The sequence below is a fragment of the Streptomyces sp. NPDC046925 genome (assembly GCF_040644915.1).
Classification (GTDB): Bacteria; Actinomycetota; Actinomycetes; order Streptomycetales; family Streptomycetaceae; genus Streptomyces.
In genome coordinates, this window is the sequence record NZ_JBEYWZ010000006.1 from 542,204 (window position 1) to 565,815 (window position 23,612).

Below are 23,612 nucleotides of genomic sequence, written 5' to 3' on the forward strand. Positions count from 1 at the left end.
GGATCAGGGGTTCACTGCTTTGTGGGCTCGTACTTCTTGTCCACCTTGCCGATTTCTGCCCACCCGTCCTCATCGCGGCGGTCGAACCACACCGGGCGTTCCCGCGCCGAACGGCCCTTCTCGAAGGCGATCTCGTCGATGACGCCGTTGATGGAGACGTTCTGGATCTCGCGGTCCAGGGTGTGCCGGAGCGAGGTCGCCGAGGCGTCGGCGGGGAGTTTTTTGAGCGCGGTGGCCAGGGCCAGGGCGCCGTCGTACAGTTCGTCGTTTCCGCGTGCGGGGAGGTTGTCGCCCGGCTCGCCGGTGTAGTTGCGGGTGCGCAGGACTCCGTCGGGGACTGTCTTGTCCTGCTCCTCGGCCTTGCTGCGCTCCTCGGAGTCCTCGCAGATGCCGGTCGAATCGCCCTCGGCGATGATGGGGCCCGTGAAGCCGTCGGCCTTGAGTTTCTTGGCCCACGTGCCCACGTCCGCGGCTATGGGCAGCACCACCGCGTCGGCCCGCGCCTCCTCGACCAGCGTCGGGATCTTCGCCGCCTTCACCTCGGTGGGGCCGGTCTTCAGCGACTCGACGCTCACGCCCGCCTTGCGCAGCGCGGCGCCCATGCCGCCCGAACGGTTCGTCCAGATGTCGTCCTCGGCCACCAGTACCCGGCGTGCCTTCGTCTGCGTCAGGAGGTACTCGGCCATCGCCTCGCCCTGTCGCGCCTCGTCCGCCGGGATCGCGAACTGCGCGCCGGAGAAAGCGACGTCGGAGCAGGTGGCGATCTCGGGCAGGAACGCCTCGTCCGTGTCGTGCACCCAGGAGAAGTCGTTGGTGTCGCCGATGACGGCGAGCATGTCCGGGTGCTTGGCGAGCAGCTTGCGCGTCGGGATGTCCGGGTCGGCCGCAAGCGGTACGAGACGGAAGCGGTCGCCGCTCTTGGCGCCGAGCGTCTCGGCGAAGGCGGACTCGACCGTGCGCCGCTGCTGTGTCGTGAACTGCTTGTACTCCGACTCCTCGTACTCGTCGGCGGCGTCCCTCGCGCCGACGTGCTCGTAGCTGTGGGCGACGCCGATCTCGTAGACGGCCGGGGCGGTGTCCTTGTTGCCGGACGTGGTCTCGGTTTCCGACGCGGCGAGGGAGCGTATGCCGAGGCCCGTCGGGACACTGACGGCCAGGACGAGCGCGGCGGCGATCAGCACACGCTTGCGCGAGCGGCGCCGGGGGCCGTCGCCCGGCGCCTGCTTGCTCACGGAGCCCGCGGCCGGCTGGGTGCGGGCGTCCGCGATCTGCGCCACGCCTCCTACCCGGACCGTCGGCGGGTGGGCCTGCGGTACCGCGTCAGCCACATCAACCACATCAGCCGCGTCAGCCACACCCGCCTCGTCGGCGACGGCGTCCCGGCTGTCCTCCACGTCCTGACCCCGCGCACCCCGCGCACCCCGCGCATCCCCCCGCCCCGCCGCCAGAATCCGTTCCAGCGCCGTCGCCGCGTCCGCAGGACGGTCGGCGGGGTTCTTCGCCAGGAGGTCGAGGACGATGCGCTCCACCGGCGCCGTCACCTCGGCCCGCGCCCGCGAAGGCCGCAGCGGTGCGTCGTTGACGTGGTTGTACATGACGCCGACCGCCGAGCCGGTGAACGGCGGGTGCCCGACGAGGAGTTCGTACAGGACACAGCCGAGCGCGTAGAGGTCGGTGCGCCCGTCGCCCGGCTCCTGCCGGAACCGCTCCGGCGCCAGATACGGCACGCTGCCGAACGGCAGCTGCCCGGTCTGCGTGAGGCGCGAGTCGCCCGCGACCCGCTCCATGAACGTCGCGATGCCGAAGTCGACGACCTTCGCCGCGCCGTCCTGCGCGATCATCACGTTGCCGGGCTTGATGTCGCGGTGCACGACACCCGCCGAGTGCGCCGCGTCCAGGGCGCGGCAGACGTCCGCGGCCCAGCGCAGAGCGTCCGCCACGGGCACGCGGACACTCTCGCGCAGCACCTGGTCGAGCGAACGGCCCTGTACGAGGGCCATCACCAGGTACGGGGTGGTGCCGTCCGTGCCGTGATCGTGGACGGCGACGATGTGCGGGCTGTCCAGCGAGGCCGCCGCGCGGGCCTCCTGCCGGAACCGGGCCAGAAGCTGCTCCTGCTCGCCCTCGTCCGCGGACGCCGAAGGCACGAAGAGCTTGATCGCCACCTCGCGCCCCAGGCTCCGGTCACGGGCCCGCCACACCTCGCCCATGCCGCCCGCGCCGATCCGCTCGATCAGCTCGTACCGGTCGTTCAGCAAACGCCCCCGCACGGTGTTCCCCCCTCGGCGCCGCGGAACGTCGTCGCGGCGCCGTCTTCCGTTCGCCTAGCGGTTGATGGCCTGGATCTCTCCCACGACGACGTCCTGGTCCGCGCCGAACTCACCGTCAGGCAGTGGCTGTTCGGCGTTCACCCCGGTGCCGGTCCAGTGGATCTTCCACGTGACCGTGGCCTTCAGCGGGTACGAACCGTCGCCCGAGGAGCGGAGGTACTTCACACCACAGGGAGGGGTCTCCTTGGACTTGCCCTTGGCGTAGGGCTCGCCGATCCTGTCGCCCTTCAGCTCGCAGACACCGGACGCGGGGTACGTCTCGGCGTCCGCCGTGCCCGGGTCGATCTTGAGGGAGACGGGTTCGGCGGTCGTCGTCGCCTCGATGCCGAGCACGGGCACGGACGCCGTGACCGACACGGGCTTGAACTTCGCGCCGTCCAGCCACGCCCAGGTGGGGAGGTTGACCTTCGTCTCGCCCTCGGGCGCGAGCGTCACCTTCGTGCCGGGCACGCGGATCTCGGCGTACGCGAGTTTCGCCAGGATCTCCGGGTCGATGGCCTCGGGGACGTCGGCCGGGGGCGGGTCGCCCTTGTCGACCCAGAAGGTCTCCTTCGTGCACTTGTCCCAGCCGGGCGGGTAGGACTTGTTGGGGAAGGACGACCACCAGTAGCCCTTGCCGGCCTTGTCCATGTTGAAGTCCTTGTACGGCTCGCCCTCGACGTACCGTTTCCGCTGCTTCAGGTCCCACTCGTGCCCCGTGGAGTCGACCGCCCACGTCGCCTCGCGTTCCTTCTTGAACTGTGCGGGGGTGTACGCGGGGCCGTACCAGCAGGGCGGCGGCGAGTAGCTGCCGGTGGGCGCGATGGCGCCCGCCTTGGCGCCGGACCCGTTCTTGGAACGGTCGTAGACGATTCCGCCGGCGGTCGCGAGCAGAGTTCCGTCCTGTTCGTCGCCCGATACGGCGGGCGTCTCTGCCGGCGTTCCCCCGCCGATGTCCTTCTCGGCGGCCGCCGGTTGCGCGGACAGCAGTACGCAGCTCAACGCCGCCGCGGCTGCCAGCGCCGCTGATCTGTGCTTCATGGTTGGCATTTTTCGCTCCCCCGAGTCGCGTTCAGCTGCGTCGTCACCCAGGCGCCCGCATCGTTCTTGCGCAGTTTGGCCGCGTAGAACACGTAGCTGTTCTTCGTGGCGGGTGACTTTTCGATCTTGTCCTTCTTGAGGTACTTGTCGTAGACCTTGGACTGGTCCTCGCAGTACGTGAGGGCCGCACCGGCTCCGTCGGCCGTGACGGTCGCGTCGTAGTAGCGGTAGGCGCCGGTGGTGCGCGCCTGCGCCTTCACGTAGGCCTGGATGTACTTCTGCGCGGCGGCCGCGGCGTCGCCCTCGTGGTAGAAGCGCATCGCTTTGTGGGTCGGATCCTTCTCGGCGATGGCCATGTCGACCGTCTTGATCGCCTGCTCCCTGTCGGCGAGCACGGCGTCCTTGGCCTTGTCCCCGGTCTTCGCCCACTGGAAGGTGAACGACACGTCCGACGGCAGCTCGATCTTCGGGCGGTCAGCCACCGCCTCCGCGGGCTCGCTCGGCGACGAGGACTTCTCGCCCCCCTGATCCGCACCGGCGATCTTGTCGTCGCCCTTGGACGGCTCGTCGTCGCTGCCGCAGGACGTCAGAAGCAGGGCTGCGGCCGCGGACAGTGCGACCGTCGTCAGGCGGAGGGGGCGGGTCACTGTCGGCTCCTGGCAGGTGTGGCGTGTGGGTCGGCGCGAGATCCGCACGCTAGTCGGGGCCTCACCCGGATACCAGATAGATATCTGCAGAGAAATGGGGCGGGAGGGATTTATCGCCGCGAACTCATGTCACAGTTCCGTACGCGCGTGGCCCCGTGTTGTCCATCCCCCGCCCGTCTCTCCCCCTCCAGGCGCGGAAGCGTGCCGTCACCCCTTCACCGCACCCCCCAACGCGAACCCCCCGCCCAGCCTCCGCGAGATCAGTACGTACAGCAGGATCACCGGTGTCGAGTAGATGATCGAGAAGGCTGCCAGTTGGCCGTAGACGACCGTTCCCTTGTTGCCGAAGAAGTCGTTGATGCTCACCGATGCCGGCATCTGTTCCGGAGTCAGGAGCAGCATGAAGGGGACGAAGAAGTTGCCCCACATCATGACGAAGGAGAAGACCGTCACCACCGCGACTCCCGGGCCCATCAGGGGGAGCACGATCCGCAGCAGTGACTGGAACGACGACGCGCCGTCCGTCCATGCCGCTTCCTCCAGCTCCTTGGGCACCCCGTCCATGAAGTTCTTCATCAGCCAGATGGCGAACGGGAGTTGGGACGCGGCGAAGAAGAAGATCGTGCCCTGCATCGTGTCGATCAGGTCGACCTGTACGAACAGCGCGTAGACCGGGACCATGATCGCCGTGATCGGGAGGCTGGTCGCGAAGAGGATCGTCAGCATGAAGGGGCGGTTCAGGCGGGACCTGAAGCGGGAGAGCGGGTACGCGGCGAGCGCCGCGCAGACCACCGTCAGGAGTGTGCCGCCGCCGCACAGCAGCAGGCTGTTGAGCAGGGGCGTGAAGGTGATCTCGGGGGTCAGTACCGCGTCGTAGTTGTCCAGGGTGATGCCGTCGGGGACCTTCACCTTGAGGTCGGCCTCGGTGTCGAGCGAGGACAGGATCACCCAGGCCAGCGGGAGTACGAACGCGAGGGCGACCACCAGCAGGCCGGCGTCCGCCGCGAGACGGCGGCTCGTACGGCGGGAACTCAGGCTCCTGGAAGGGGACTTGACGGTGTTGGCGGACACTCAGACCTCCGTGCGGAGCAGGCGCATGTAGACGAGGGAGAAGAGTGAGCCGACGACCAGGAGCAGCAGGGCCACCGCCGTGCCGTATCCGATCATGCTCTTCTGGAAGGCCTGCTCGTACATGAACAGGGGGAGGGTCTGGCTGCGGTTTCCGGGGCCGCCTCGCGTCATCACCCAGATCAGGCCGAAGACCGAGAGGGTCTGGAGGGTGTTCAGCATCAGGTTCGTGCCGATGGAGCGGCGGATCATCGGGAGCGTGATGTGCCACATGCGGCGCCAGCCGCCCGCGCCGTCCACCTCGGCCGCCTCGGTGATCTCCTTGGGGATCTCGTTCAGGGCCGCCGAGTAGACCAGCATCGAGAACGCCGTCCCGCGCCACACGTTGGCGAACGACACCGCCAGGATCGGCAGCGTGTACATCCAGTTCTGCGAGGGGAGGTGGAGGAAGTCCAGGACCGCGTTCAGCGTGCCCTCGCGGCGGAAGAACGCGTACAGGAGGAAGGCCGCCACCACCTCGGGCAGCACCCACGCCGTGATCACGATCGCGCCGGTGACCGTGCGGACCGGCTTGGAGGCGCGCTGCATCAGGGACGCGAGCGCGAGGCCGATGGTGTTCTGGCCGATCAGCGACGACACGACCGTGAAGACGAGGGTCAGCCAGACCGCGTTGAGGAACGCCTCGTCGCCGAAGGCCTTACGGAAGTTGTCGAAACCGACGAAGCTCGACTCCGCCTGGCCGGTGAGCTGGAGGTCGGTGAAGGCGATGTAGGCGCAGTAGCCGATCGGTCCCGCCAGGAACAGGAGCAGCAGGATCACGGCGGGGGAGACGGGCAGCGCGCGGGACAGGGCCCGGCCCGTCAGCTTGGAGCGGGACGGGGGCCGCGACGGGCGCGGGGTGCCCGGGCCCGGAGCGGTCTTCGCGATGTCGCCGGGCCCGGCGGGGGGTGCGGTGGTCACCTCGGGCTCTCACTTCCCTTGCGTACGGACGGATGCCGACGCGGGTGCGTGCGGACCGACGCCCACACGCACCCGCCCGCGGCTACTTGTTGACGACCTCGCCGTCCGTAGCGGCCTTGACCTCGTCGTCATACCCGCTCGCCGCGTCCGCCACCGAACCGTCGCCCGTGGTGACCTTCTCCATGGCCTCCTGCACCGCGGTGGAGACCTTCGGGTACGCCGGGTACGCCGGGCGGTAGTGCGTCGAGGGCACCAGGTCGGTGAAGAACTTCAGGCCGGGCTGCGCCTTGAGGTACGCGGGGTCGGCGGCGACGTCCTTGCGGACCGCGATGCCCGAGTTGGCGACGTACCACTTCTGGGCGTTGGCCTTGGTCTGCATCGTCTTGATGAACCTGAAGGCCAGGTCGGGGTTGGACGCCTTGGTCGGGATCGCCCAGGTCCAGCCGCCGGACATGCTCACCTTGCCGGGCGCCTCGCCGTTCTGCGTCGGCATATGGGCGAGGCCCAGCTTCTTCGACCACTCGGGCCACTCGTGACCCGCGCCCTTGCCCCAGTCCTGCGGCAGCCAGGAGCCGTCGAGGTTGATGCCGAGCTTGTCGTCGGGGAGCAGTTCGCCGCGCACGCGGGTGGCGAAGTTCGGGTCGAGGGCGTCGGTGACGTCGGGGCCGAGCTTCTCCTTGTAGACGGTCTCGACGAACTCCAGGGAGTCCTTGAAGCCCTGGCTGCCGGTGACCCACTTCTTGGACTTCGGGTCGTACATGGGGTTCTGGCCCGTGCCGTACAGGAGCATCTCCATGCCCTGCATGGTGGCCGCCTCGCCCGCGGGCTTGCCCGTGTAGACGTTCATGGGGGTGACGCCGGGGACCTTCTTCTTGATCGTCCGGGCCGCTTCCAAGATCTCGTCCCACGACTTCGGCTGCCAGTCCGCGGGGAGCCCGGCCTTCTTGAAGATGGCCTTGCTGAACCACAGGCCGCGGGTGTCGGTGCCGTCCGGGACGCCGTACGTCTTGCCGTCCGCCGCCTTCGCGGCCGACTTGGACGTGCTGATGAACTGGTTCCAGTCCTTCCACTTGTTCAGGTACTGGTCCAGTGGCTTGAGGTATCCGCTGGTGATGTCCGAGTTGATGAGGAAGGTGTCCTCGTAGACCAGGTCGGGCGCGGTCTTCGGGGAGCGCATCATCTGCTGGAGCTTGGTGTAGTACTCGGAGTCCGGCGCCTTGATCGGCACCAGTTTCACCTTCTTGCCGGGGTTCTCCTTCTCGAACTGCTTCTTGATGTCCGCCAGATAGGTGTCCATGACCTTGATCTGGTTGTCCGTGGACTGCTTGAAGGAGACCTTCACGGTGTCCGGATCGTCGCCGGAGCCCCCGCCGCACGCGGTGAGGCCGCCGGCCGCGACCAGGGCGGTGACGAGGAGCAGAGGGGCGGTGGGGCGCACGGGCACGACCTCCTACTGGCCGACGCGGCTGGGTTACCACGCGGGGCGCAACGCTGGGCTGCCCGGTGAACGTAAGGGCGGGTTCGGAGCAAGGTCAATGCCCGTGCGTCGCCCCTTGTCATCAACGTGACAACGTTGTTATTGGGGGCGGCGCCGAGGCGTTACCGGTGGGTCTGCCGACTGCCAATCGGCTTGTATGGAAAGGCGCTTGGGGTGAGGCGGGATGTCGGACCGTCGACCGGCGGGTCAGACCGTCGACCGGCGGGTCAGACCGCCGACCGGGGTGTCAGACCGTCGACCGGGGTGTCAGGCCACCGACCGGCGTGTCAGGCCGCCGACGTCAGCCAGCGGTACACGTACTCCGGGCGGCCGACGTGTCCGTACTGCGGGGTGCGGGTGGCGCGGCCCGTGGTGACCAGGTGCTCCAGATAGCGGCGCGCGGTGATGCGGGAGATGCCCACGCTCTCGGCGGCGGCAGCGGCGGTGACCCCTTCGGGCGGCGCGTCGCGCAGGGTGCGGGTCACTCTCTCCAGGGTGGGGCCGCTGAGCCCTTTGGGCAGGGCGGCGGGGCTCGGCGCGCGCAGGGTGGCCAGGGCGCGGTCCACCTCGTCCTGCCCCGTGGCCTCGCCCGCCGCGGTACGGAACTCGGCGTAGCGGGTGAGGCGGTCGCGGAGCGTGGCGAAGGTGAAGGGCTTCAGCACGTACTGGACCACGCCGAGCGAGACTCCCTCGCGTACGACCGCGAGATCGCGGGCCGAGGTGACGGCGATGACGTCCGTGCGGTGGCCCGCGGCGCGCAGGGTGCGGGCCAGCTGGAGGCCGTGGCCGTCGGGGAGGTGGAGGTCGAGGAGGATCAGGTCCACCTCGGTCCGGTCGAGGGCCCGTTTCGCCTCGGCGGCGCTGTGCGCCTTCCCCACGGTCCGGAAGCCGGGGATGCGGTTCACGTAGAGGACGTGGGCGTCCGCCGCCACGGGGTCGTCCTCCACGACCAGGACGCGAATCGGCTCTGTCACTTGGTGCCTCCGTCTGCTGCGTCCGGTCCGGTGGACGCCTCGTCACCGGCACCCGGCATCGCGGGGGCCGCGGAAGCGGCATCCGTCCGCAGCAGCACCTCGAACTCCGCGCCGCCCCCGGCCGCCTCCCGCACCTTAAGCGTCCCCTCGTGCTTCGTCACCGTCTGGTGGACCAGGGCGAGCCCGAGTCCCCGGCCGGACGTGGCCTTCGTCGACCAGCCGCGCCGGAAGACCGCCTCCGTGTGCGCGGGGTCCACGCCGGGGCCCGTGTCGGACACCCGCAGCGTCAGCCCCGACCCGTCCGCGCGTGCCGTCACCGTCACCCGGGCCGCGGGCGAGCCCTGCGCCGCGTCCACCGCGTTGTCGATCAGGTTGCCCAGGACGGTCACCAGGTCGCGCGCGGGCAGCCCAGGCGGCAGCATGCCGTCGTCGATGCTGCTGTCGGCGGAGACGACCAGCTCCACGCCGTGTTCGTTCGCCTGGGCCGCCTTGCCCAGGAGCAGGGCCGCGAGGACCGGCTCGTTCACCGCCGCGACCACCTGGTCGGTCAGCGTCTGGGCGAGTTCGAGCTCGGCCGTGGCGAAGTCGACCGCCTCGTCCGCGCGGCCGAGCTCGATGAGGGAGACCACCGTGTGGAGCCGGTTCGCAGCCTCGTGGGCCTGTGAGCGCAGGGCGCGCGTGAAGCCGCGCTCCGAGTCGAGCTCGCCGGTGAGGGCCTGGAGCTCGGTGTGGTCACGCAGGGTGACCACCGTGCCGCGGCGTTCACCGCTCGACACGGGCGAGGTGTTGACGACGACCACGCGGTCCGCCGTCAGGTGCAGCTCGTCGACGCGGGGCTCGGCCGCGAGCAGCGCGCCCGTCAGCGGCACGGGCAGGCCGAGCTCGGCGACGTTCCGGCCGACCAGGCCGCCCGACACACCGAGCAGCTCGCGCCCGCCGTCGTTGATGAGGGCGATGCGCCGCTGCCCGTCCAGCATGAGGAGACCCTCGCGCACCGCGTGCAGCGCCGCCTCGTGGTAGTCGTGCATACGGCTCAGCTCGGCGGCGTTCATCCCGTGGGTGTGGCGGCGCAGGCGGGCGTTGATGACGTAGGTGCCGACAGCGCCGAGCGCGAGCGCGCCCGCCGCGACACCGAGGAGCGCGAGGAGCTGGCCGCGCGCCGTCGCGCTGATCTCCTCGATGGTGATGCCCGCGCTGACCAGGCCGGTGATGCGGTCGCTGCCGTCGGTGGCGCGGATCGGCGTGACCACGCGCACGGACGGGCCGAGCGTGCCCGTGTACGTCTCGGTGAAGGTCCTGCCCCGCAGGGCGTCCGCCCGGTGGCCGAGGAAGCGCTCGCCGATCTGCTCCTCGTCGGGGTGCGTCCAGCGGATGCCGTCCCTGTTCATGATCGTGACGAAGTCGACCCCGGTGTGGTGCAGCACGTCGGTCGCGTACGGCTGGAGGATCTTCGTCGGATCCTCGCCGCGCACGGCCTCGCGTACGGAAGGGGAATCCGCCACCGCACGCGCCGCGGCCGTCGCCTGGCGGCGCGCGCCCTCCTCGGCCTGCTGCCGGTCGCTCAGGAACGTGAACAGTGCACATCCGGCCACCACGACGGTGACCAGGACGATCTGCATCGCGAAGAGCTGCCCGGCGAGGCTGCGCGGCCGGGGCGGGCGGGCGAGGGACATGAGGCCAGTCTGCCTCGCCGTTTAAGTGCGAACTAAATGAACGTAAGGGTGACCGCCCTCACAGGGCGAGAGATAGTCACCCGAGATCCGCCTGCCCAGGACGTGAGCCGCACGCACTGGCCGAAACGCCGACGTAGTCGTTCAAGGAGGGCCCTCGTGGCCGACACCACCGACAGCCAGGTGGCACCGGCGCCCGCTGCCAAACGGGACCGCACCCACTACCTGTACATCGCAGTCATCATCGCCGTCGTTTTTGGTATCGGTGTCGGACTGCTCTTCCCCGACTTCGCCACGGAGCTCAAGCCGCTCGGCACCGGCTTCGTGAACCTGATCAAGATGATGATCTCGCCCATCATCTTCTGCACGATCGTCCTGGGCGTCGGCTCGGTCCGCAAGGCCGCCAAGGTCGGCAAGGTGGGCGGGCTCGCGCTCGGCTACTTCGTCGCGATGTCGGTCGTCGCGCTCGCCATCGGCCTGATCGTCGGCAACATCCTGCACCCGGGTTCGGGCATGGACATCTCCGACTCCGAGAAGGGCGCGGGGCACGACGCGGCCGAAGAGGCGAACAAGGGTCTCGTCGACTTCGCGCTCGGCATCATCCCGAAGACGATCGTCTCCGCCTTCACCGAGGGCGAGGTCCTCCAGACGCTGCTCGTCGCGCTCCTCGTGGGCTTCGCCCTGCAGGCCATGGGCCGCTCCGGAGAGCCGATCCTGCGCGGCATCGGGCACATCCAGCGCCTGGTCTTCCGCGTGCTCGGCATGATCATGTGGGCCGCCCCGATCGGCGCGTTCGGCGCGATGGCGGCGGTGGTCGGCGAGACCGGCACCGACGCCCTGAAGGCCCTCGCCACGATCATGGTCGGGTTCTACGTCACCTGTGCGCTGTTCATCCTGATCGTGCTCGGCACGCTGCTTCGCCTGGTGACCGGCGTCAACCTCTTCAAGCTCCTGAAGTACCTGGGCCGCGAGTTCCTGCTCATCCTGTCCACGTCCTCGTCCGAGTCCGCCCTGCCGCGGCTCATCGCGAAGATGGAGCACCTGGGCGTCAGCCGCCCGGTCGTCGGCATCACCGTCCCGACGGGCTACTCCTTCAACCTCGACGGCACGATGATCTACCTGACCATGTCGTCGCTCTTCATCGCCGAGGCGATGGACCAGCCGCTCGGCGTCGGTGAGCAGATCTCCCTGCTCCTGTTCATGATGATCGCGTCCAAGGGCGCGGCGGGTGTCTCCGGCTCCGGCATCGCGGTCCTCGCCAGTGGCCTCCAGTCGCACAAGCCGGCCCTGGTGGACGGCGTCGGCCTGATCATCGGCGTCGACCGCTTCATGAGCGAGGCCCGCGCCCTGACCAACTTCGCCGGCAACGCGGTGGCGACGCTCCTGATCGGTACGTGGACCAAGGAGGTCGACCGGCAGCGGGTCGACGACGTCCTTGCGGGACGGCTGCCGTTCGACGAGAAGACGCTGCTCGACGAGGGCGCGTCCGAGTCCGGGCCGGTGGACCCGGACGCCGCGGACGGCGTCCCGACGCAGCCGGACAACAGCGAGAAGAAGTCCCTGACGGCCTAGCCGTCGGCCACCGGATCGGTGGCGTGCGAGGCGGGCGGGCCCGCCGCGGTGCGAACGTGACCGCGGCGGGCCCGCCCGCTTTTTCCGTGCCGGATAACCTCGGAGTCAGTTGGATGACGGGGACACGGACATCGGGGAATCCGGGGAATCCGGGGAATTCGGGGAAGGGGCCGGGAGCTCATGGGCAACAAGCCGAGGCGAGCCGCCATCGGAGAGATGTGGATCAACTGTCAGGTCTGCAAGGGGGATCTGTTCCGCGACCGGGAGGTCAAGCTCAACAGTTCCGGCATGGAGCTCATGAACCTCGCCTGGGCGAACGAGTCGGCGACCGGGCTCATCTGCTGGCGCTGCGGCTACGTCCACCTCTTCGTGAACCGCGACATCCGCCTGTACCGGACGGACAAGTGAGGCCGGGAGAACCGGAGGAGCCGGCGGCCAGGAGCAACTGCACCGCCTGCCGCCTCGCTGACGGCACCGCCCCGCTGCCCGGCGGCACGCTCCTGCGCACCCCGCACTGGACCGTCGAGCACTGCGTGGGCCCGCTCGGCGCCGGCACGCTCATCGTCAAGCCGCTGCGTCACATCACCGGCGTGCACGAGATGAACGCGGGGGAGAGCGCCGGGCTCGGGCCGCTCCTGACCCGGGTGACCTCCGCCCTGCGCGCGGCGGTCGGCGAGGAGTGCGAGCAGGTCTACGTCTGCCTCTGGTCCCACGCCGGGCGCGTCCCCGGCCACATCCACTTCGTGGTGCAGCCCGCCCGTACGTCCGACATCGACCGCCACGGCGATGCGTACGGACCCGCCCTCCAGGCCGCGATGTTCGCCGCGGGCGCGGAACCCGAGCCGGGTGAGGTGGAGGAATTCTGCACGCGTGTGCGGCGTGCGTTCGCGGAGCATTCCGCCAACTAGGTGGGCCCGTGCGCAAACTGTTGACTGTTTTTCAAACTTGCCAGTAACTTCAGCGTTGTACCACCAAGAACCGTCGAAAGCCGCTGAAGCCTGCCCAAATCCCCCACGCAGCAAGGCTGTTGGCGCCCGCGGCTTGATCGCTCCTCTCCGGAACTGACCCCCCATCGGATTCAAAGGAGACTCCAGATGGTGATCCGCGCACGCGCACGCGCCCGCACCCGCTCCCGCGCCGTCCGTCTCGCGGCCGCTCTCGCCGCCCTCGGAACCGCCACTCTCGGTCTGGCCGCACCGGCCGGGGCGACCACCGGCAGCAGCGAACCGCTCGACTACGTGGCCCTCGGCGACAGCTACAGCGCCGGATCCGGCGTCCTGCCCCTCGACGCGACCGCGCCGCTCCTCTGCGCGCGCTCGACGGCCAACTACCCGCATGTCGTGGCCGACCGCACCGGCGCCAAGCTCACCGACGTGACCTGCGGCGGAGCCCAGACCAAGGACTTCGCGGCCTCGCAGTACCCCGGTGTCGCCCCGCAGCTCGACGCCGTCAAAGCCGACACCGACGTCGTGACGCTGACCATCGGCGGCAACGACAACAACACGTTCATCGGCGCGATCCTTGCCTGCGGCAGCGCGGGCGTGCTCTCCGGCGGCAAGGGCAGCCCCTGCAAGGACGCCAACGGCGACAAGTTCACCAAGGAGATCGACGACAGCACGTATCCCGCGCTGAAGAAGGCCCTGCGGGACATCAAGGCCAAGGCCCCGAACGCCCGCATCGGCATCCTCGGCTACCCCTGGATCGTCCCGGCCAAGGCCGACCCCACGTGCTTCGCCAAGATGCCGATCGCCACCGGAGACGTCCCCTACCTGCGGGATCTCCAGGCCCACTTGAACTCGGCCGTGCAGCGTGCCGCCTCCGAGACGGGCGCCACGTTCGTCGACCTGGCCGCCGCGTCGGAAGGGCACGACGCCTGCAAGCCGAAGGGCACCCGCTGGATCGAGCCCGTCCTGTTCGGCACGAACTTCGTGCCGGTCCACCCGAACGCCCTCGGCGAGTCCGGGATGGCCGACCAGGCGCTCGGCGTGCTCAAGCTGGGCTGACTCGCCTCTCTCGTACGGTAGTTGAGTGAGCGCCCCGCAGATCGCCGATTTCTGGTTCGACCCCGTGTGCCCGTACACCTGGCTCACCTCGCGGTGGATCCGCGAGGTCGAGCGGGTGCGGGACGTCACCGTGCGCTGGCGTGTGATGAGCCTGTCGGTGCTGAACGAAGGCCTCGACGTCGACCCCGAGGATCCCGAGGGGGAGTGGGGCGACTACATGCGGGGGCCGGGCCGGGTCTGCGCCGCCGTGGACGCGCGGCACGGCAGCGACGCACTGGGGGCCTACCTCGACGCGCTGGGCGTACGACTGCACGAGCGCGGGGAGTGGGACGGCATCGAGCCGGCGCTCGCCGACGCCGGACTGCCCGTAGAGCTCGCGTCGGCGGCCTGGACGGAGGAGTACGACGCTGCCGTACGCGCCTCTCACCAGCAGGGTCTCGCGCTGGTCGGCCCCGAGGTCGGCACGCCGGTGCTGTCCGTGCGGGGAACGGGCGCGCTCTTCGGTCCGGTCGTCTCGCCCGCGCCGAAGGGAGAGGCGGCGGGACGGCTGTGGGACGGGGTGGTCCTGATGGCGGGCACACCGGACTTCTACGAGCTCAAGCGGCCGTACGGCGAGCTGGATTTCGGCTGAGCGAGCCTCTCAACTCCCCGCGCATGCTTACCTTTTCGTAAGTACCTGACTAATTAGTCGGTACTTGTGAGGAAGCGGGCGCCCGCCAAGCATGGTCGTCATGACGAACCAGAGCCACAACAACCCTTCCGCCTCCGATGCCAACGCCAATGCCCATGCCCATGCCCATGCCACTGCCACCGTCACCGTTCTCGGCCTCGGCGCCATGGGGCAGGCCCTCGCCGGCGCCTTCCTCGAGGCCGGTCACCGCACCACCGTCTGGAACCGCACGCCGGGCAAGGGCGACGACCTGGTGAGCAGGGGCGCCACGCGCGCGGTCACCGCCGCCGACGCGGTCCGCGCCTCGGACCTGGTGGTCGTCTGCCTCTACGACTACGACGTGTCGCAGGCCGTGCTCGGCCCGATCGCCGCGGACCTCTCGGGCCGCGTCCTGGTCAACCTCACCTCGGACACCCCGGAACGCTCGCGCGAGGCCGCCGCCTGGGCCGCCGGGCAGGGGATCGACTATCTGGACGGCGCGATCCTGGTGCCGGTGACCGTGATCGGCACCGCCGACGCGCTGCTCTTCCACAGCGGCCCCAAGTCCGTGTACGAGAAGCACGAGGGCACGCTCAAGGCGCTGGGCGGCAACAACGTGCACCTCGGCGAGGATCACGGCCTCGCCGCCGTCTACGACAACGCCCTGCTCGACTTCTTCTGGACCAGCATGTCCGGTCTCGTGCACGCGTTCGCGCTGGCCGGTGCGGACGGCGTGAAGGGGGCAGACCTCGCCCCCTACCTGAGCGCACTGCTCTCGATCTTCCCGGAGGCCGTCGAGTCGACGGCGGTCGAGGTCGACTCCGGCGCGTACCCGGGCGACCAGGCTCCCCTGGTCACCGAGGCCGCCAACGTCGACCACATCATCCACGCCTCCGCGCACCGCGGTCTGGACGTGCAGTCCCTGAACGGCATCAAGGCCGTCCTGGACCGGGCCATCGCCAAGGGGCACGGCGCGGACGGCTGGACGGCCGTCATCGAGGCCGTCCGCGCGCCCGAACCGGCGCACTAGCGAACCGGCGCACTGGCCTTGACGCCTGCGTCAAGGATTACCGTCGTGGACATGCGCATCGGCGAACTTGCGGAGCGGGCCGGCACCACCACGCGGACGCTTCGGTACTACGAGTCACGGGGGCTGCTGCCCGCTCGGCGCAGCGGCAACGGATATCGCACCTATGACGAGGACGACGTACGTCTCCTGGAGCAGATCAGAACCCTTCAGGACTTCGGGTTCGACCTGGAGGAGACGCGGCCGTTCGTGGAGTGCCTGCGTTCGGGGCATCCGGCGGGCGACTCCTGTCCCGCGTCCCTCGACGTGTACCGCCGCAAGCTCGCTGAACTCGACTCGCTGATCGCCGAGTTGAGTGCGGTACGGGAACAGGTGGGCGCGCAGTTGGTGCGCGCCGAGGCGGCGGTTCCGGGGGGACCGGACCCGCAGTGCGAGCTGACGGGCTGAGAAGGAGCAGACATGGGGATGGTCAAGGCGGACGGCGTGGCCGAGGTGACGGACGCGGACTTCGAGGGAGAGGTGCTCAAGGCGGAACTGCCGGTGCTCGTGGAGTTCGGCGCCGAGTGGTGCGGGCCGTGCCGGCAGCTCGCGCCGGTGCTCGGTGAGATCTCGCGCGAGGAGGCGGACCGGCTGAAGATCGTGCAGGTCGACGTGGACCACAGCCCGCAGACCGCGATCGCGTACAACATCCTCTCCGTGCCGTCCCTGCTGGTGTTCCGGGGCGGTGAGCCGGTGAAGTCCATGGTGGGCGCCCGGCCCAAGCGCAGGCTCCTCGCCGATCTCGCCGAGGCCGAGGTGCTCTGACGTACGGAAGGCGCAGGCAGAACGTACGGAAGACGCACGCAGAAAGAGAAATGCCCCGGACGAATTGACGTTCGGGGCATTTCTTCGCGTATATTGGATCCTTTCGCGACCCCCTGCGCATTTGGGCAGACCGGAATCGCGAGAATCTGTATAAGAGCACTGTAACTGGCGAGGGGCTGAATTGTCAACCGAGGAATTGCGGGAAGAGCAGCAATTCGTCTCCGGGCTGTACGCGCGCCTCGACGCGCTGCGCGAGGAGGCACAAGCCGCCGTGCAGGCGTCGTTGTCGCAGGTCGGCAACGGTCTGCAGGCCAGGCTTGAGCGTGACGTCCTGGTGGCCGAGCGGTCCGGACTGCTGGCCGCCTTCAACGCGGGAGAGAACGGCCTCTGCTTCGGGAGGCTCGAATTCCGCGACGGCCGTGATCACCACATCGGGCGCATCGGAATCCGCGCGTCCGACATCGAACGCACCCCACTCGTGATCGATTGGCGTGCCGAAGTCGCGCGCCCCTTCTATCTCGCGACCGGACATACGCCGATGGGGCTGCGCAGGCGCAGACACATCACCACGGAGGGCCGCGACGTCACGGCCCTGCACGACGAACTCCTCGATCTCAGCGACACCACCCGCACCGGCCACGAGGGCGCGGACGCCGACGAGGTGCTGCTCGCCGCGCTCGACTCGGCCCGCACCGGGCGCATGCACGACATCGTGCAGACCATCCAGGCCGAGCAGGACCGCATCATCCGGGCCCCGCACCACGGTGTCCTGGTCGTCGAGGGCGGCCCCGGCACCGGCAAGACGGTCGTGGCGCTGCACCGCGCCGCGTTCCTCCTCTACGCCCACCGCCAGCTGCTCGCCAAGCGCGCGGTCCTCATCGTCGGCCCGAACCCCGCCTTCCTCGGCTACATCAGCGAGGTCCTGCCCGCGCTCGGCGAGACCGGCGTGCTCCTCTCGACGGTCGGCGAGCTGTTCCCCGGCGTGACCGCGACCGGCACCGACACCCCCGAAGCCGCCGAGGTGAAGGGCCGCGCGGAAATGGCGGACGTGCTCGCCGCCGCCGTGCGCGACCGGCAGCAGACCCCCGAGCCCGGCGCCCCGCTGATCATCGAGCACGACGACGGCGACCTGATCCTCGACTGGACGATCGCCCAAGAGGCACGCGAGGCGGCGCGTGAGGCGGACGTCCCGCACAACCTCGGCCGGCCGCACTTCGCCTTCCGCGTGATCGACATGCTCACCGAGCAGATCGCCGAACGCCTCGGCGCGGACCCGTACGGCGGCCCGAACTTCCTCGGCCCCGACGACATCGCCCAGCTCGGCAAGGCGATCGCCGCGAGCCCCGAGGTGCACGCGGCCATCGAGGAGCTGTGGCCGCAGCTCACCCCGGAGCGCTTCCTCACGGACTTCCTGGAGGAGCCGACGCACCTCGCGGACGAGGACGCCCGGACGATCCGGCGTCCGCGCGGTACCGCCTGGACGGCCGCCGACGTACCGCTGCTCGACGAGGCCGCCGAACTGCTCGGCAACGACGACAGCGCGGCGCGGGCGATGGCGGAGGCCGAACGGGCCAAGCAGATCGCCTACGCGCAGGGCGTGCTCGACGTGTCGTACGCCTCGCGGACGTACGAGTTCGAGGACAAGGACGATGAGGAGTCCGAGGTCCTGCTCGCGCACGACATCATCGACGCCGAGCGCATGGCCGAGCGCCAGGAGGAAGAGGATCACCGCAGCGCCGCCGAGCGCGCGGCGGCGGACCGGACCTGGGCCTTCGGGCACATCATCGTGGACGAGGCGCAGGAGCTCTCCGCCATGGCCTGGCGGCTGCTCATGCGGCGCTGCCCGACCCGCTCGATGACCCTGGTCGGCGACCCCGCGCAGACGGCGGAGGCCGGTGGCTGCGGCTCCTGGGAGTCGATCCTCGCCCCGTACGTCGAGGACCGCTGGGAGTACACCCGGCTCGGCGTCAACTACCGCACGCCGGTGGAGATCATGGACGTGGCCGCCGAGGTGCCCCGCGTCGAGTACCCCGGCTTCGAACCGCCGAGTTCGGTGCGGTCCACCGGGGTACTCCCGTGGGCCCACCGCACGGACGACCTCGCCGCGGCCGTCGCCGATGCGGTGGCGGCCGAGACCAGGGACGAGGGCCGCCTCGCGGTCATCGCCCCTCGCGAGCTGCACGCGGAGCTCGCCGGAAAGCTCCCCGGTGTGACGGCCGGGGAGGCCCTGGACCTGACGCGGGCGGTCGTCCTGATCGACCCGCGTCAGGCGAAGGGCCTGGAGTTCGACACCGTCCTGGTCGTCGAGCCCGGCGGCTACGGCGCGAGCGACCTGTACGTGGCCCTCACGCGGGCCACGCAGCGCCTGGGCATCCTGCATACGCGGGAGCTGCCGGTGGCGCTCAAGCAGGTCGCAGCCACACCGTGGCCAGCGGCGGCAGGGTGAGACGCAGGGACGCGGGGCGGCCGTGCGACGCCACCGGCTCGGTCTTGACCGGGTCCGGGTTGGTGACGTCGCCGCCGCCGTAGCGGGCCTCGTCCGTGTTCAGGACCTCGTGCCAGGCGGTGAACTCGCCGGGGACGCCGAGGCGGTACTCGTGCCGCACCACCGGTGAGAAGTTCGAGACGGCGAGCAACGGCGCGCCGTCTGTCTCGTCGGCGCCGTAGCGCAGGAACGCGAAGACGTTGTCCTCGGCCGCGTCGCCGTCGACCCAGGCGAAGCCGCCGGGGTCCGTGTCGCGCTGCCACAGGGCGGGTTCGCGGCGGTAGACGGTGTTGAGTTCGCGCACGAGGTCGCGCACGCCCCTGTGGTCGGCCTCGGCGCCGTACGCGGGGTCGAGCAGCCACCAGTCCGGGCCGTGCCCCTCCGCCCACTCGGCGCCCTGGGCGAACTCCTGGCCCATGAAGATGAGCTGCTTGCCCGGGTGGGCCCACATGAAGCCCAGGTAGGCGCGGTGGTTGGCGCGCTGCTGCCACCAGTCGCCGGGCATCTTCGACACCAGGGACCGCTTGCCGTGCACGACCTCGTCGTGCGAGATCGGCAGGACGTAGTTCTCGCTGTACGCGTACACCATCGAGAACGTCATCTCGTTGTGGTGGAACTTGCGGTGCACCGGCTCCTTCGCCACATAGTCGAGCGAGTCGTGCATCCACCCCATGTTCCACTTCAGGCCGAAGCCGAGCCCGCCGAAGCCGCCCGGGCCCTGGTGGTGCGTCGCGCGGGTCACGCCGTCCCAGGCCGTGGACTCCTCGGCGATGGTGACGACGCCGGGGGCGCGGCGGTAGACGGTGGCGTTCATCTCCTGGAGGAAGTTGACGGCGTCGAGGTTCTCGCGGCCGCCGTGCGCGTTCGGGGTCCATTCGCCGTGCTCGCGCGAGTAGTCGAGGTAGAGCATCGAGGCGACGGCATCCACGCGCAGGCCGTCGATGTGGAACTCCTCGCACCAATAACTCGCGTTGGCGACAAGGAAGTTGCGCACCTCCTTGCGGCCGTAGTCGAACTCCAGGGTGCCCCAGTCGGGATGCGCGGCCCGGCCGGGGTCCTCGTGCTCGTACAGCGTGCGCCCGTCGAACTCGGCGAGCGCCCAGTCGTCGCGCGGGAAGTGCGCGGGCACCCAGTCCATCAGGACGCCGATGCCCGCTCTGTGCAGCGCGTCGACGAGGAACTTGAAGTCGTCGGGCGTGCCCAGGCGGGCGGTCGGCGCGTAGAAACCGGTGACCTGATAGCCCCAGGAACCGCCGAAGGGATGCTCGGCCACGGGCATCAGCTCGACGTGCGTGAACCCCAGGTCGGCGACGTACGCGGGCAACTGCTCGGCCAGCTGGCGATAAGTCAGGCCCGGCCGCCAGGACGCCAGATGGATCTCGTACACGGAGAACGGCGCCTGATGGACGGGCACCTCCGCCCTGCGTTCGAGCCACTGGGCGTCATGCCACTCGTGGTGCGACTCGTGCACGATCGAGGAGTTCGCGGGCGGGGTCTCCGTGCGGCGGGCCAGGGGGTCGGCGCGCAGCGTCTTCGAGCCGTCGGGCCGGGTGATCTCGTACTTGTAGAGCTCGCCCTCGCCGACCGACGGCACGAACAGCTCCCATACGCCGCTGCCGCCGAGCGAGCGCATCGGGAAGGCGGTGCCGTCCCAGAAGTTGAAGTTGCCGACCACGCGCACGCCGAGGGCGTTGGGCGCCCACACCGTGAAGCGTGTCCCGGTCGCCCCCTCGTGCACCATCGGGCGCGATCCGAGCGCGTGCCACAGCTGCTCGTGCCTGCCCTCGCCGATCAGATGCAGGTCGAACTCGCCGAGCGAGGGCAGGAAGCGGTACGCGTCGTGGATGTCGAGTTCGGCGTCGTCGTACGCGATATGCAGGCGGTAGTCGCCGGGGATCTCCCGCAGCGGGACCACCCCGGAGAAGAACCCGTCCCCGTCGTCCTGGAGCTCGGCCCGCAGATCCTTGGCGACGACGGTCACGGAGCGCGCGTACGGCCGCAGCGCGCGGAAGGCGATGCCGTCGCGCACGACGTGGGCGCCGAGCACCCCGTGCGGATCGTGGTGCGTGCCGCCGAGCAGACGGGCACGGTCGGCGCGGGGAACGGGCGAGGTGGGGCGGCTGGTCTTGCGCTGCTTCTGCCGGGGCGGTTCGGGCGTCCGGCCCGCGGGCTCCGCCTTTCTCCTGCCCTTCTTGCCGGAGTCGTCGGACGGTTTGCGCGGCTGCGGGCGGGGGGTCACGGGGGAGCCTCCTGGGCGATGGGCGGATCAGGGCTGTTCGGGGGCGGGGCCGTTCGTGGCGAGACGCTTGATCGCCGAGAGGGGTACGGGGAGCCAGTCGGGGCGGTGCCGGGCCTCGTAGAGGACTTCGTAGACCGCTTTGTCCGTTTCGTAGGCACGCATCAGGACCGGGTCCGTACGCGGGTCGCGGCCCGAGACCTCCGCGTATCCCGTGCAGTACGCGGCCCGGCAGTCGCCCGCCCACTGCGGCGCCCACGGTTCGTGCGAGCAGGCCGCGTAGTCGAAGGAACGGAGCATGCCCGCCACGTCGCGCACCGACGGCTGCGGCATCCTGCGCTCGGACAGCGGGCGCGAGGGCTCGCCCTCGAAGTCGATGAGCGACCACTCCCCGGCGGGCGAGCGCAGGCACTGCCCCAGATGCAGGTCCCCGTGGATGCGCTGCGCCGTCCAGGTCCCCTCGCCGCGGCCCAGGTCGGCGAGCGCCTCGAAGGTCGTGCGCAGGGCGGGGGCGTACGGCTGGAGGGCGGGCACCGCCCTGGCCGCCGCGTCCAGGCGCTCCGCCATGCCCTCGGCGATCAGCTCCAGCTGGGCGCGGCCGAGGGTGACGGTGGGCAGCGCGCGGGCGAGCGCCAGATGGACCTCGGCCGTCGCGCGGCCCAGGGCCCGCGCCTCGGCGCTGAAGTCACGGCCGGCCGCGAGCTCCCGCAGGGCCAGCGCCCAGCCGTCCGCGGTGCCCTTCAGGTAGGGCTGGAGCACGCCGAGGACGTTCACCTCGCTCCCGACGTCCGCCAGGAACCAGGCGGCGGGCGCCGGTACCTGCGCACAGCGCTCGCGGGCCAGCATCAGGGGCAGCTCCAGGTCGGGATTGACCCCGGGCACGATGCGGCGGAACAGCTTCAGGATGAACGTGTCCCCGTACACGAGCGAGGAGTTGGACTGTTCGGTGCCCAGCATGCGCGGGGCGAGGCCCTCGTCTATGTCCTTGCGCGGGTCCCGTTCGAAGCGGAGTCTGCCGACGCGCGCCTGCATCCGCAGGGCCTCGAGCAGGAACCCGGACATGCGGGTGTCGTGCAGCGCTTCGTAGACCGTGAACCCGGCGAGCGGGCCCTGCGTGACATGGCCGATCAGCGCGGGCGCGAGCCGTGGCGGCAGCTCACGCCGTACGCCGACGAGGAGTTGGTAGCAGTCGGGCGGCAGCGGGGGCGAGCCGTCGCCCTGCCCCGGTACCTGTGGCTGCCGGACCTGTAAGAGCAGGTGCAGGAGCCCCAACTCGGATGTCGGGGGCAGCAGTTCGGTCACGGAGACCGGGTGGAAGTCGCTGATCGGGCGGCCCTTGCCCGCGAACCAGCGTTGTCGTGGCAGCCACGCGCGCAGCAGCGGATCGAGCGAGGCGAGCAGCGCGTCCGCGGTGATGCCCGGGCGGGTGACGGCTTCCGACATGGCGTCGCGTCCTTTCCGCGGTGCGGACAGGGGTGAGTGCGGGAGTGCCGGTTGTGCGGGAGAGTTCCCGGGGCGGGGCGGTGGAAACCCGCCCCGCGCGGGAGTAGCAGGGCTGGAGCCTACGCCGGATCCTTGCGCAGCCGGAACCAGTAGAAGCCATGTCCGGCCAGGGTGAGCAAATAGGGCAGTTCACCGATGGCGGGAAAGCGCACTCCGCCGATCAGCTCGACCGGATGGCGGCCGTTGAAGGTTTGCAGGTCGAGTTCGGTGGGCTGGGCGAAGCGGGAGAAGTTGTGGACGCACAGGACGAGGTCGTCCTTGTACTCGCGTAAGAACGCGATGACGGCCGGATTCGACGACGGCAGCTCCGTGTAGGAACCGAGGCCGAAGGCGGGGTTCTGTTTGCGGATCTCGATCATCCTGCGGGTCCAGTGCAAGAGTGAGGAGGGCGAGCTCATGGAAGCTTCGACGTTGGTGACCTGGTAGCCGTAGACCGGGTCCATGATGGTGGGCAGGTAGAGGCGGCCGGGGTCGCAGGAGGAGAAGCCGGCGTTGCGGTCGGGGGTCCACTGCATGGGGGTGCGTACGGCGTCGCGGTCGCCGAGCCAGATGTTGTCGCCCATGCCGATCTCGTCGCCGTAGTAGAGGATCGGGCTGCCGGGCAGGGAGAGCAGCAGGGCGGTGAAGAGTTCGATCTGGTTGCGGTCGTTGTCCAGGAGCGGGGCCAGGCGGCGGCGGATGCCGATGTTGGCACGCATGCGGGGGTCTTTGGCGTATTCCGCATACATGTAGTCGCGTTCTTCGTCGGTGACCATTTCCAGGGTCAGCTCGTCGTGGTTGCGCAGGAAGATGCCCCACTGGCAGCCGGCCGGAATGGCCGGGGTCTTGGACAGGATTTCCGAGACGGGGTAGCGCGATTCGCGGCGCACGGCCATGAAGATGCGCGGCATGACGGGGAAGTGGAATGCCATATGGCATTCGTCGCCGCCGTCGGCGAAGTCGCCGAAGTAGTCCACGACGTCCTCGGGCCACTGATTGGCCTCGGCGAGCAGGACGGTGTCGGGGTAGTGGGCGTCGATTTCCGCGCGGACGCGCTTGAGGAGGCCGTGGGAGCGGGGGAGGTTCTCGCAGTTGGTGCCCTCTTCGGCGAAGAGGTAGGGGACGGCGTCGAGGCGGAAGCCGTCGATGCCCAGGTCGAGCCAGAAGCGCAGGGCGGAGATGATTTCTTCCTGGACGGCGGGGTTTTC

At 69.8% G+C, this 23,612-nt stretch carries 20 protein-coding genes; 9 read left to right on the top strand and 11 right to left on the bottom strand.

Annotated elements, in window-relative coordinates:
• Positions 1–11 precede the first annotated feature (11 nt).
• The 8 genes from ABZ906_RS26900 to ABZ906_RS26935 form a co-directional block, all read right to left on the bottom strand.
• Entirely contained in the window at positions 12–2,270 is a 2,259-nt protein-coding gene (locus ABZ906_RS26900) for a protein kinase (protein ID WP_361386710.1), read from the bottom strand.
• A 54-nt stretch (positions 2,271–2,324) separates the two neighbouring features.
• Positions 2,325–3,359 (bottom strand): hypothetical protein, encoded by a 1,035-nt coding sequence (locus ABZ906_RS26905; protein WP_361386713.1) that lies wholly within the window; start codon positions 3,357–3,359, stop codon positions 2,325–2,327.
• Positions 3,347–3,997: a hypothetical protein gene (locus ABZ906_RS26910; RefSeq protein WP_361386716.1), complete on the bottom strand. Its 651-nt coding sequence runs from the start codon at positions 3,995–3,997 to the stop codon at positions 3,347–3,349. The genes ABZ906_RS26905 and ABZ906_RS26910 overlap by 13 nt, the downstream gene beginning before the upstream one ends.
• 207 nt (positions 3,998–4,204) lie before the next feature.
• Complete coding sequence (locus ABZ906_RS26915; protein ID WP_361386719.1) at positions 4,205–5,068, bottom strand: carbohydrate ABC transporter permease; 864 nt, start codon at positions 5,066–5,068, stop codon at positions 4,205–4,207.
• Positions 5,069–5,929: a sugar ABC transporter permease gene (locus tag ABZ906_RS26920; protein ID WP_361201279.1), complete on the bottom strand. Its 861-nt coding sequence runs from the start codon at positions 5,927–5,929 to the stop codon at positions 5,069–5,071. It abuts the gene before it with no gap.
• A gap of 178 nt (positions 5,930–6,107) precedes the next feature.
• Entirely contained in the window at positions 6,108–7,469 is a 1,362-nt protein-coding gene (locus ABZ906_RS26925) for an extracellular solute-binding protein (protein WP_361386722.1), read from the bottom strand.
• Positions 7,470–7,789: 320 nt separating this feature from the next.
• A complete protein-coding gene (locus ABZ906_RS26930) occupies positions 7,790–8,476 on the bottom strand; it encodes a response regulator (RefSeq protein ID WP_361201258.1) in 687 nt (228 codons plus the stop codon).
• Positions 8,473–10,149 (bottom strand): sensor histidine kinase, encoded by a 1,677-nt coding sequence (locus tag ABZ906_RS26935; RefSeq protein WP_361386725.1) that lies wholly within the window; start codon positions 10,147–10,149, stop codon positions 8,473–8,475. Before ABZ906_RS26935 ends, ABZ906_RS26930 begins: the two co-directional genes overlap by 4 nt.
• A gap of 180 nt (positions 10,150–10,329) precedes the next feature.
• On the opposite strand from ABZ906_RS26935, the gene ABZ906_RS26940 reads away from it, so the two are divergent.
• The 9 genes from ABZ906_RS26940 to ABZ906_RS26980 all read left to right on the top strand — a co-directional run bounded on the left by ABZ906_RS26940 (position 10,330) and on the right by ABZ906_RS26980 (position 18,647).
• Complete coding sequence (locus ABZ906_RS26940; protein WP_361201281.1) at positions 10,330–11,718, top strand: cation:dicarboxylase symporter family transporter; 1,389 nt, start codon at positions 10,330–10,332, stop codon at positions 11,716–11,718.
• 180 nt (positions 11,719–11,898) lie between these two features.
• The gene (locus tag ABZ906_RS26945; RefSeq protein ID WP_361201262.1) at positions 11,899–12,126 is read left to right on the top strand and encodes a hypothetical protein; all 228 of its coding nucleotides are present in this window, start codon (positions 11,899–11,901) and stop codon (positions 12,124–12,126) included.
• Positions 12,123–12,626, top strand: a complete 504-nt coding sequence (locus ABZ906_RS26950; RefSeq protein ID WP_361386728.1) for a hypothetical protein — start codon at positions 12,123–12,125, stop codon at positions 12,624–12,626. Before ABZ906_RS26945 ends, ABZ906_RS26950 begins: the two co-directional genes overlap by 4 nt.
• 186 nt (positions 12,627–12,812) lie before the next feature.
• Positions 12,813–13,721 (top strand): SGNH/GDSL hydrolase family protein, encoded by a 909-nt coding sequence (locus ABZ906_RS26955; protein ID WP_361386731.1) that lies wholly within the window; start codon positions 12,813–12,815, stop codon positions 13,719–13,721.
• Positions 13,722–13,746: 25 nt separating this feature from the next.
• Positions 13,747–14,352 carry a disulfide bond formation protein DsbA gene (locus tag ABZ906_RS26960; protein WP_361386734.1) on the top strand — a complete coding sequence of 202 codons (606 nt, stop codon included), beginning with the start codon at positions 13,747–13,749 and terminating at the stop codon, positions 14,350–14,352.
• 100 nt (positions 14,353–14,452) lie between these two features.
• Positions 14,453–15,400: an NAD(P)-binding domain-containing protein gene (locus tag ABZ906_RS26965; protein WP_361386737.1), complete on the top strand. Its 948-nt coding sequence runs from the start codon at positions 14,453–14,455 to the stop codon at positions 15,398–15,400.
• Between the two features lie 51 nt (positions 15,401–15,451).
• Positions 15,452–15,844 (top strand): MerR family transcriptional regulator, encoded by a 393-nt coding sequence (locus tag ABZ906_RS26970; protein WP_361201272.1) that lies wholly within the window; start codon positions 15,452–15,454, stop codon positions 15,842–15,844.
• An 18-nt stretch (positions 15,845–15,862) separates the two neighbouring features.
• Positions 15,863–16,201 carry a thioredoxin gene (trxA, locus tag ABZ906_RS26975; protein ID WP_361386820.1) on the top strand — a complete coding sequence of 113 codons (339 nt, stop codon included), beginning with the start codon at positions 15,863–15,865 and terminating at the stop codon, positions 16,199–16,201.
• A 181-nt stretch (positions 16,202–16,382) separates the two neighbouring features.
• A complete protein-coding gene (locus ABZ906_RS26980; RefSeq protein ID WP_361386740.1) occupies positions 16,383–18,647 on the top strand; it encodes a helicase in 2,265 nt (754 codons plus the stop codon).
• On the opposite strand, the gene glgB is transcribed toward ABZ906_RS26980, so the two are convergent.
• From glgB to ABZ906_RS26995, 3 genes are all read right to left on the bottom strand, one after another.
• A complete protein-coding gene (gene glgB, locus ABZ906_RS26985) occupies positions 18,604–20,766 on the bottom strand; it encodes a 1,4-alpha-glucan branching enzyme (protein WP_361201285.1) in 2,163 nt (720 codons plus the stop codon). The genes ABZ906_RS26980 and glgB overlap by 44 nt on opposite strands.
• A gap of 186 nt (positions 20,767–20,952) precedes the next feature.
• The gene (locus ABZ906_RS26990) at positions 20,953–22,365 is read right to left on the bottom strand and encodes a phosphotransferase (protein ID WP_361386743.1); all 1,413 of its coding nucleotides are present in this window, start codon (positions 22,363–22,365) and stop codon (positions 20,953–20,955) included.
• Between the two features lie 119 nt (positions 22,366–22,484).
• On the bottom strand, positions 22,485–23,612 hold a 1,128-nt coding region (locus ABZ906_RS26995), incomplete at its 5' end, for an alpha-glucosidase C-terminal domain-containing protein (protein WP_361201277.1).

Bases quoted from the DNA above. Each gene is read 5' to 3' on its own strand.
- ABZ906_RS26905 (WP_361386713.1), bottom strand. From the start codon at position 3,359: ATGCCAACCATGAAGCACAGATCAGCGGCGCTGGCAGCCGCGGCGGCG.
- ABZ906_RS26935 (WP_361386725.1), bottom strand. From the start codon at position 10,149: ATGTCCCTCGCCCGCCCGCCCCGGCCGCGCAGCCTCGCCGGGCAGCTC.
- ABZ906_RS26945 (WP_361201262.1), top strand. From the start codon at position 11,899: ATGGGCAACAAGCCGAGGCGAGCCGCCATCGGAGAGATGTGGATCAAC.
- ABZ906_RS26955 (WP_361386731.1), top strand. From the start codon at position 12,813: ATGGTGATCCGCGCACGCGCACGCGCCCGCACCCGCTCCCGCGCCGTC.
- ABZ906_RS26965 (WP_361386737.1), top strand. From the start codon at position 14,453: ATGACGAACCAGAGCCACAACAACCCTTCCGCCTCCGATGCCAACGCC.
- ABZ906_RS26970 (WP_361201272.1), top strand. From the start codon at position 15,452: ATGCGCATCGGCGAACTTGCGGAGCGGGCCGGCACCACCACGCGGACG.
- trxA (WP_361386820.1), top strand. From the start codon at position 15,863: ATGGTCAAGGCGGACGGCGTGGCCGAGGTGACGGACGCGGACTTCGAG.
- ABZ906_RS26990 (WP_361386743.1), bottom strand. From the start codon at position 22,365: ATGTCGGAAGCCGTCACCCGCCCGGGCATCACCGCGGACGCGCTGCTC.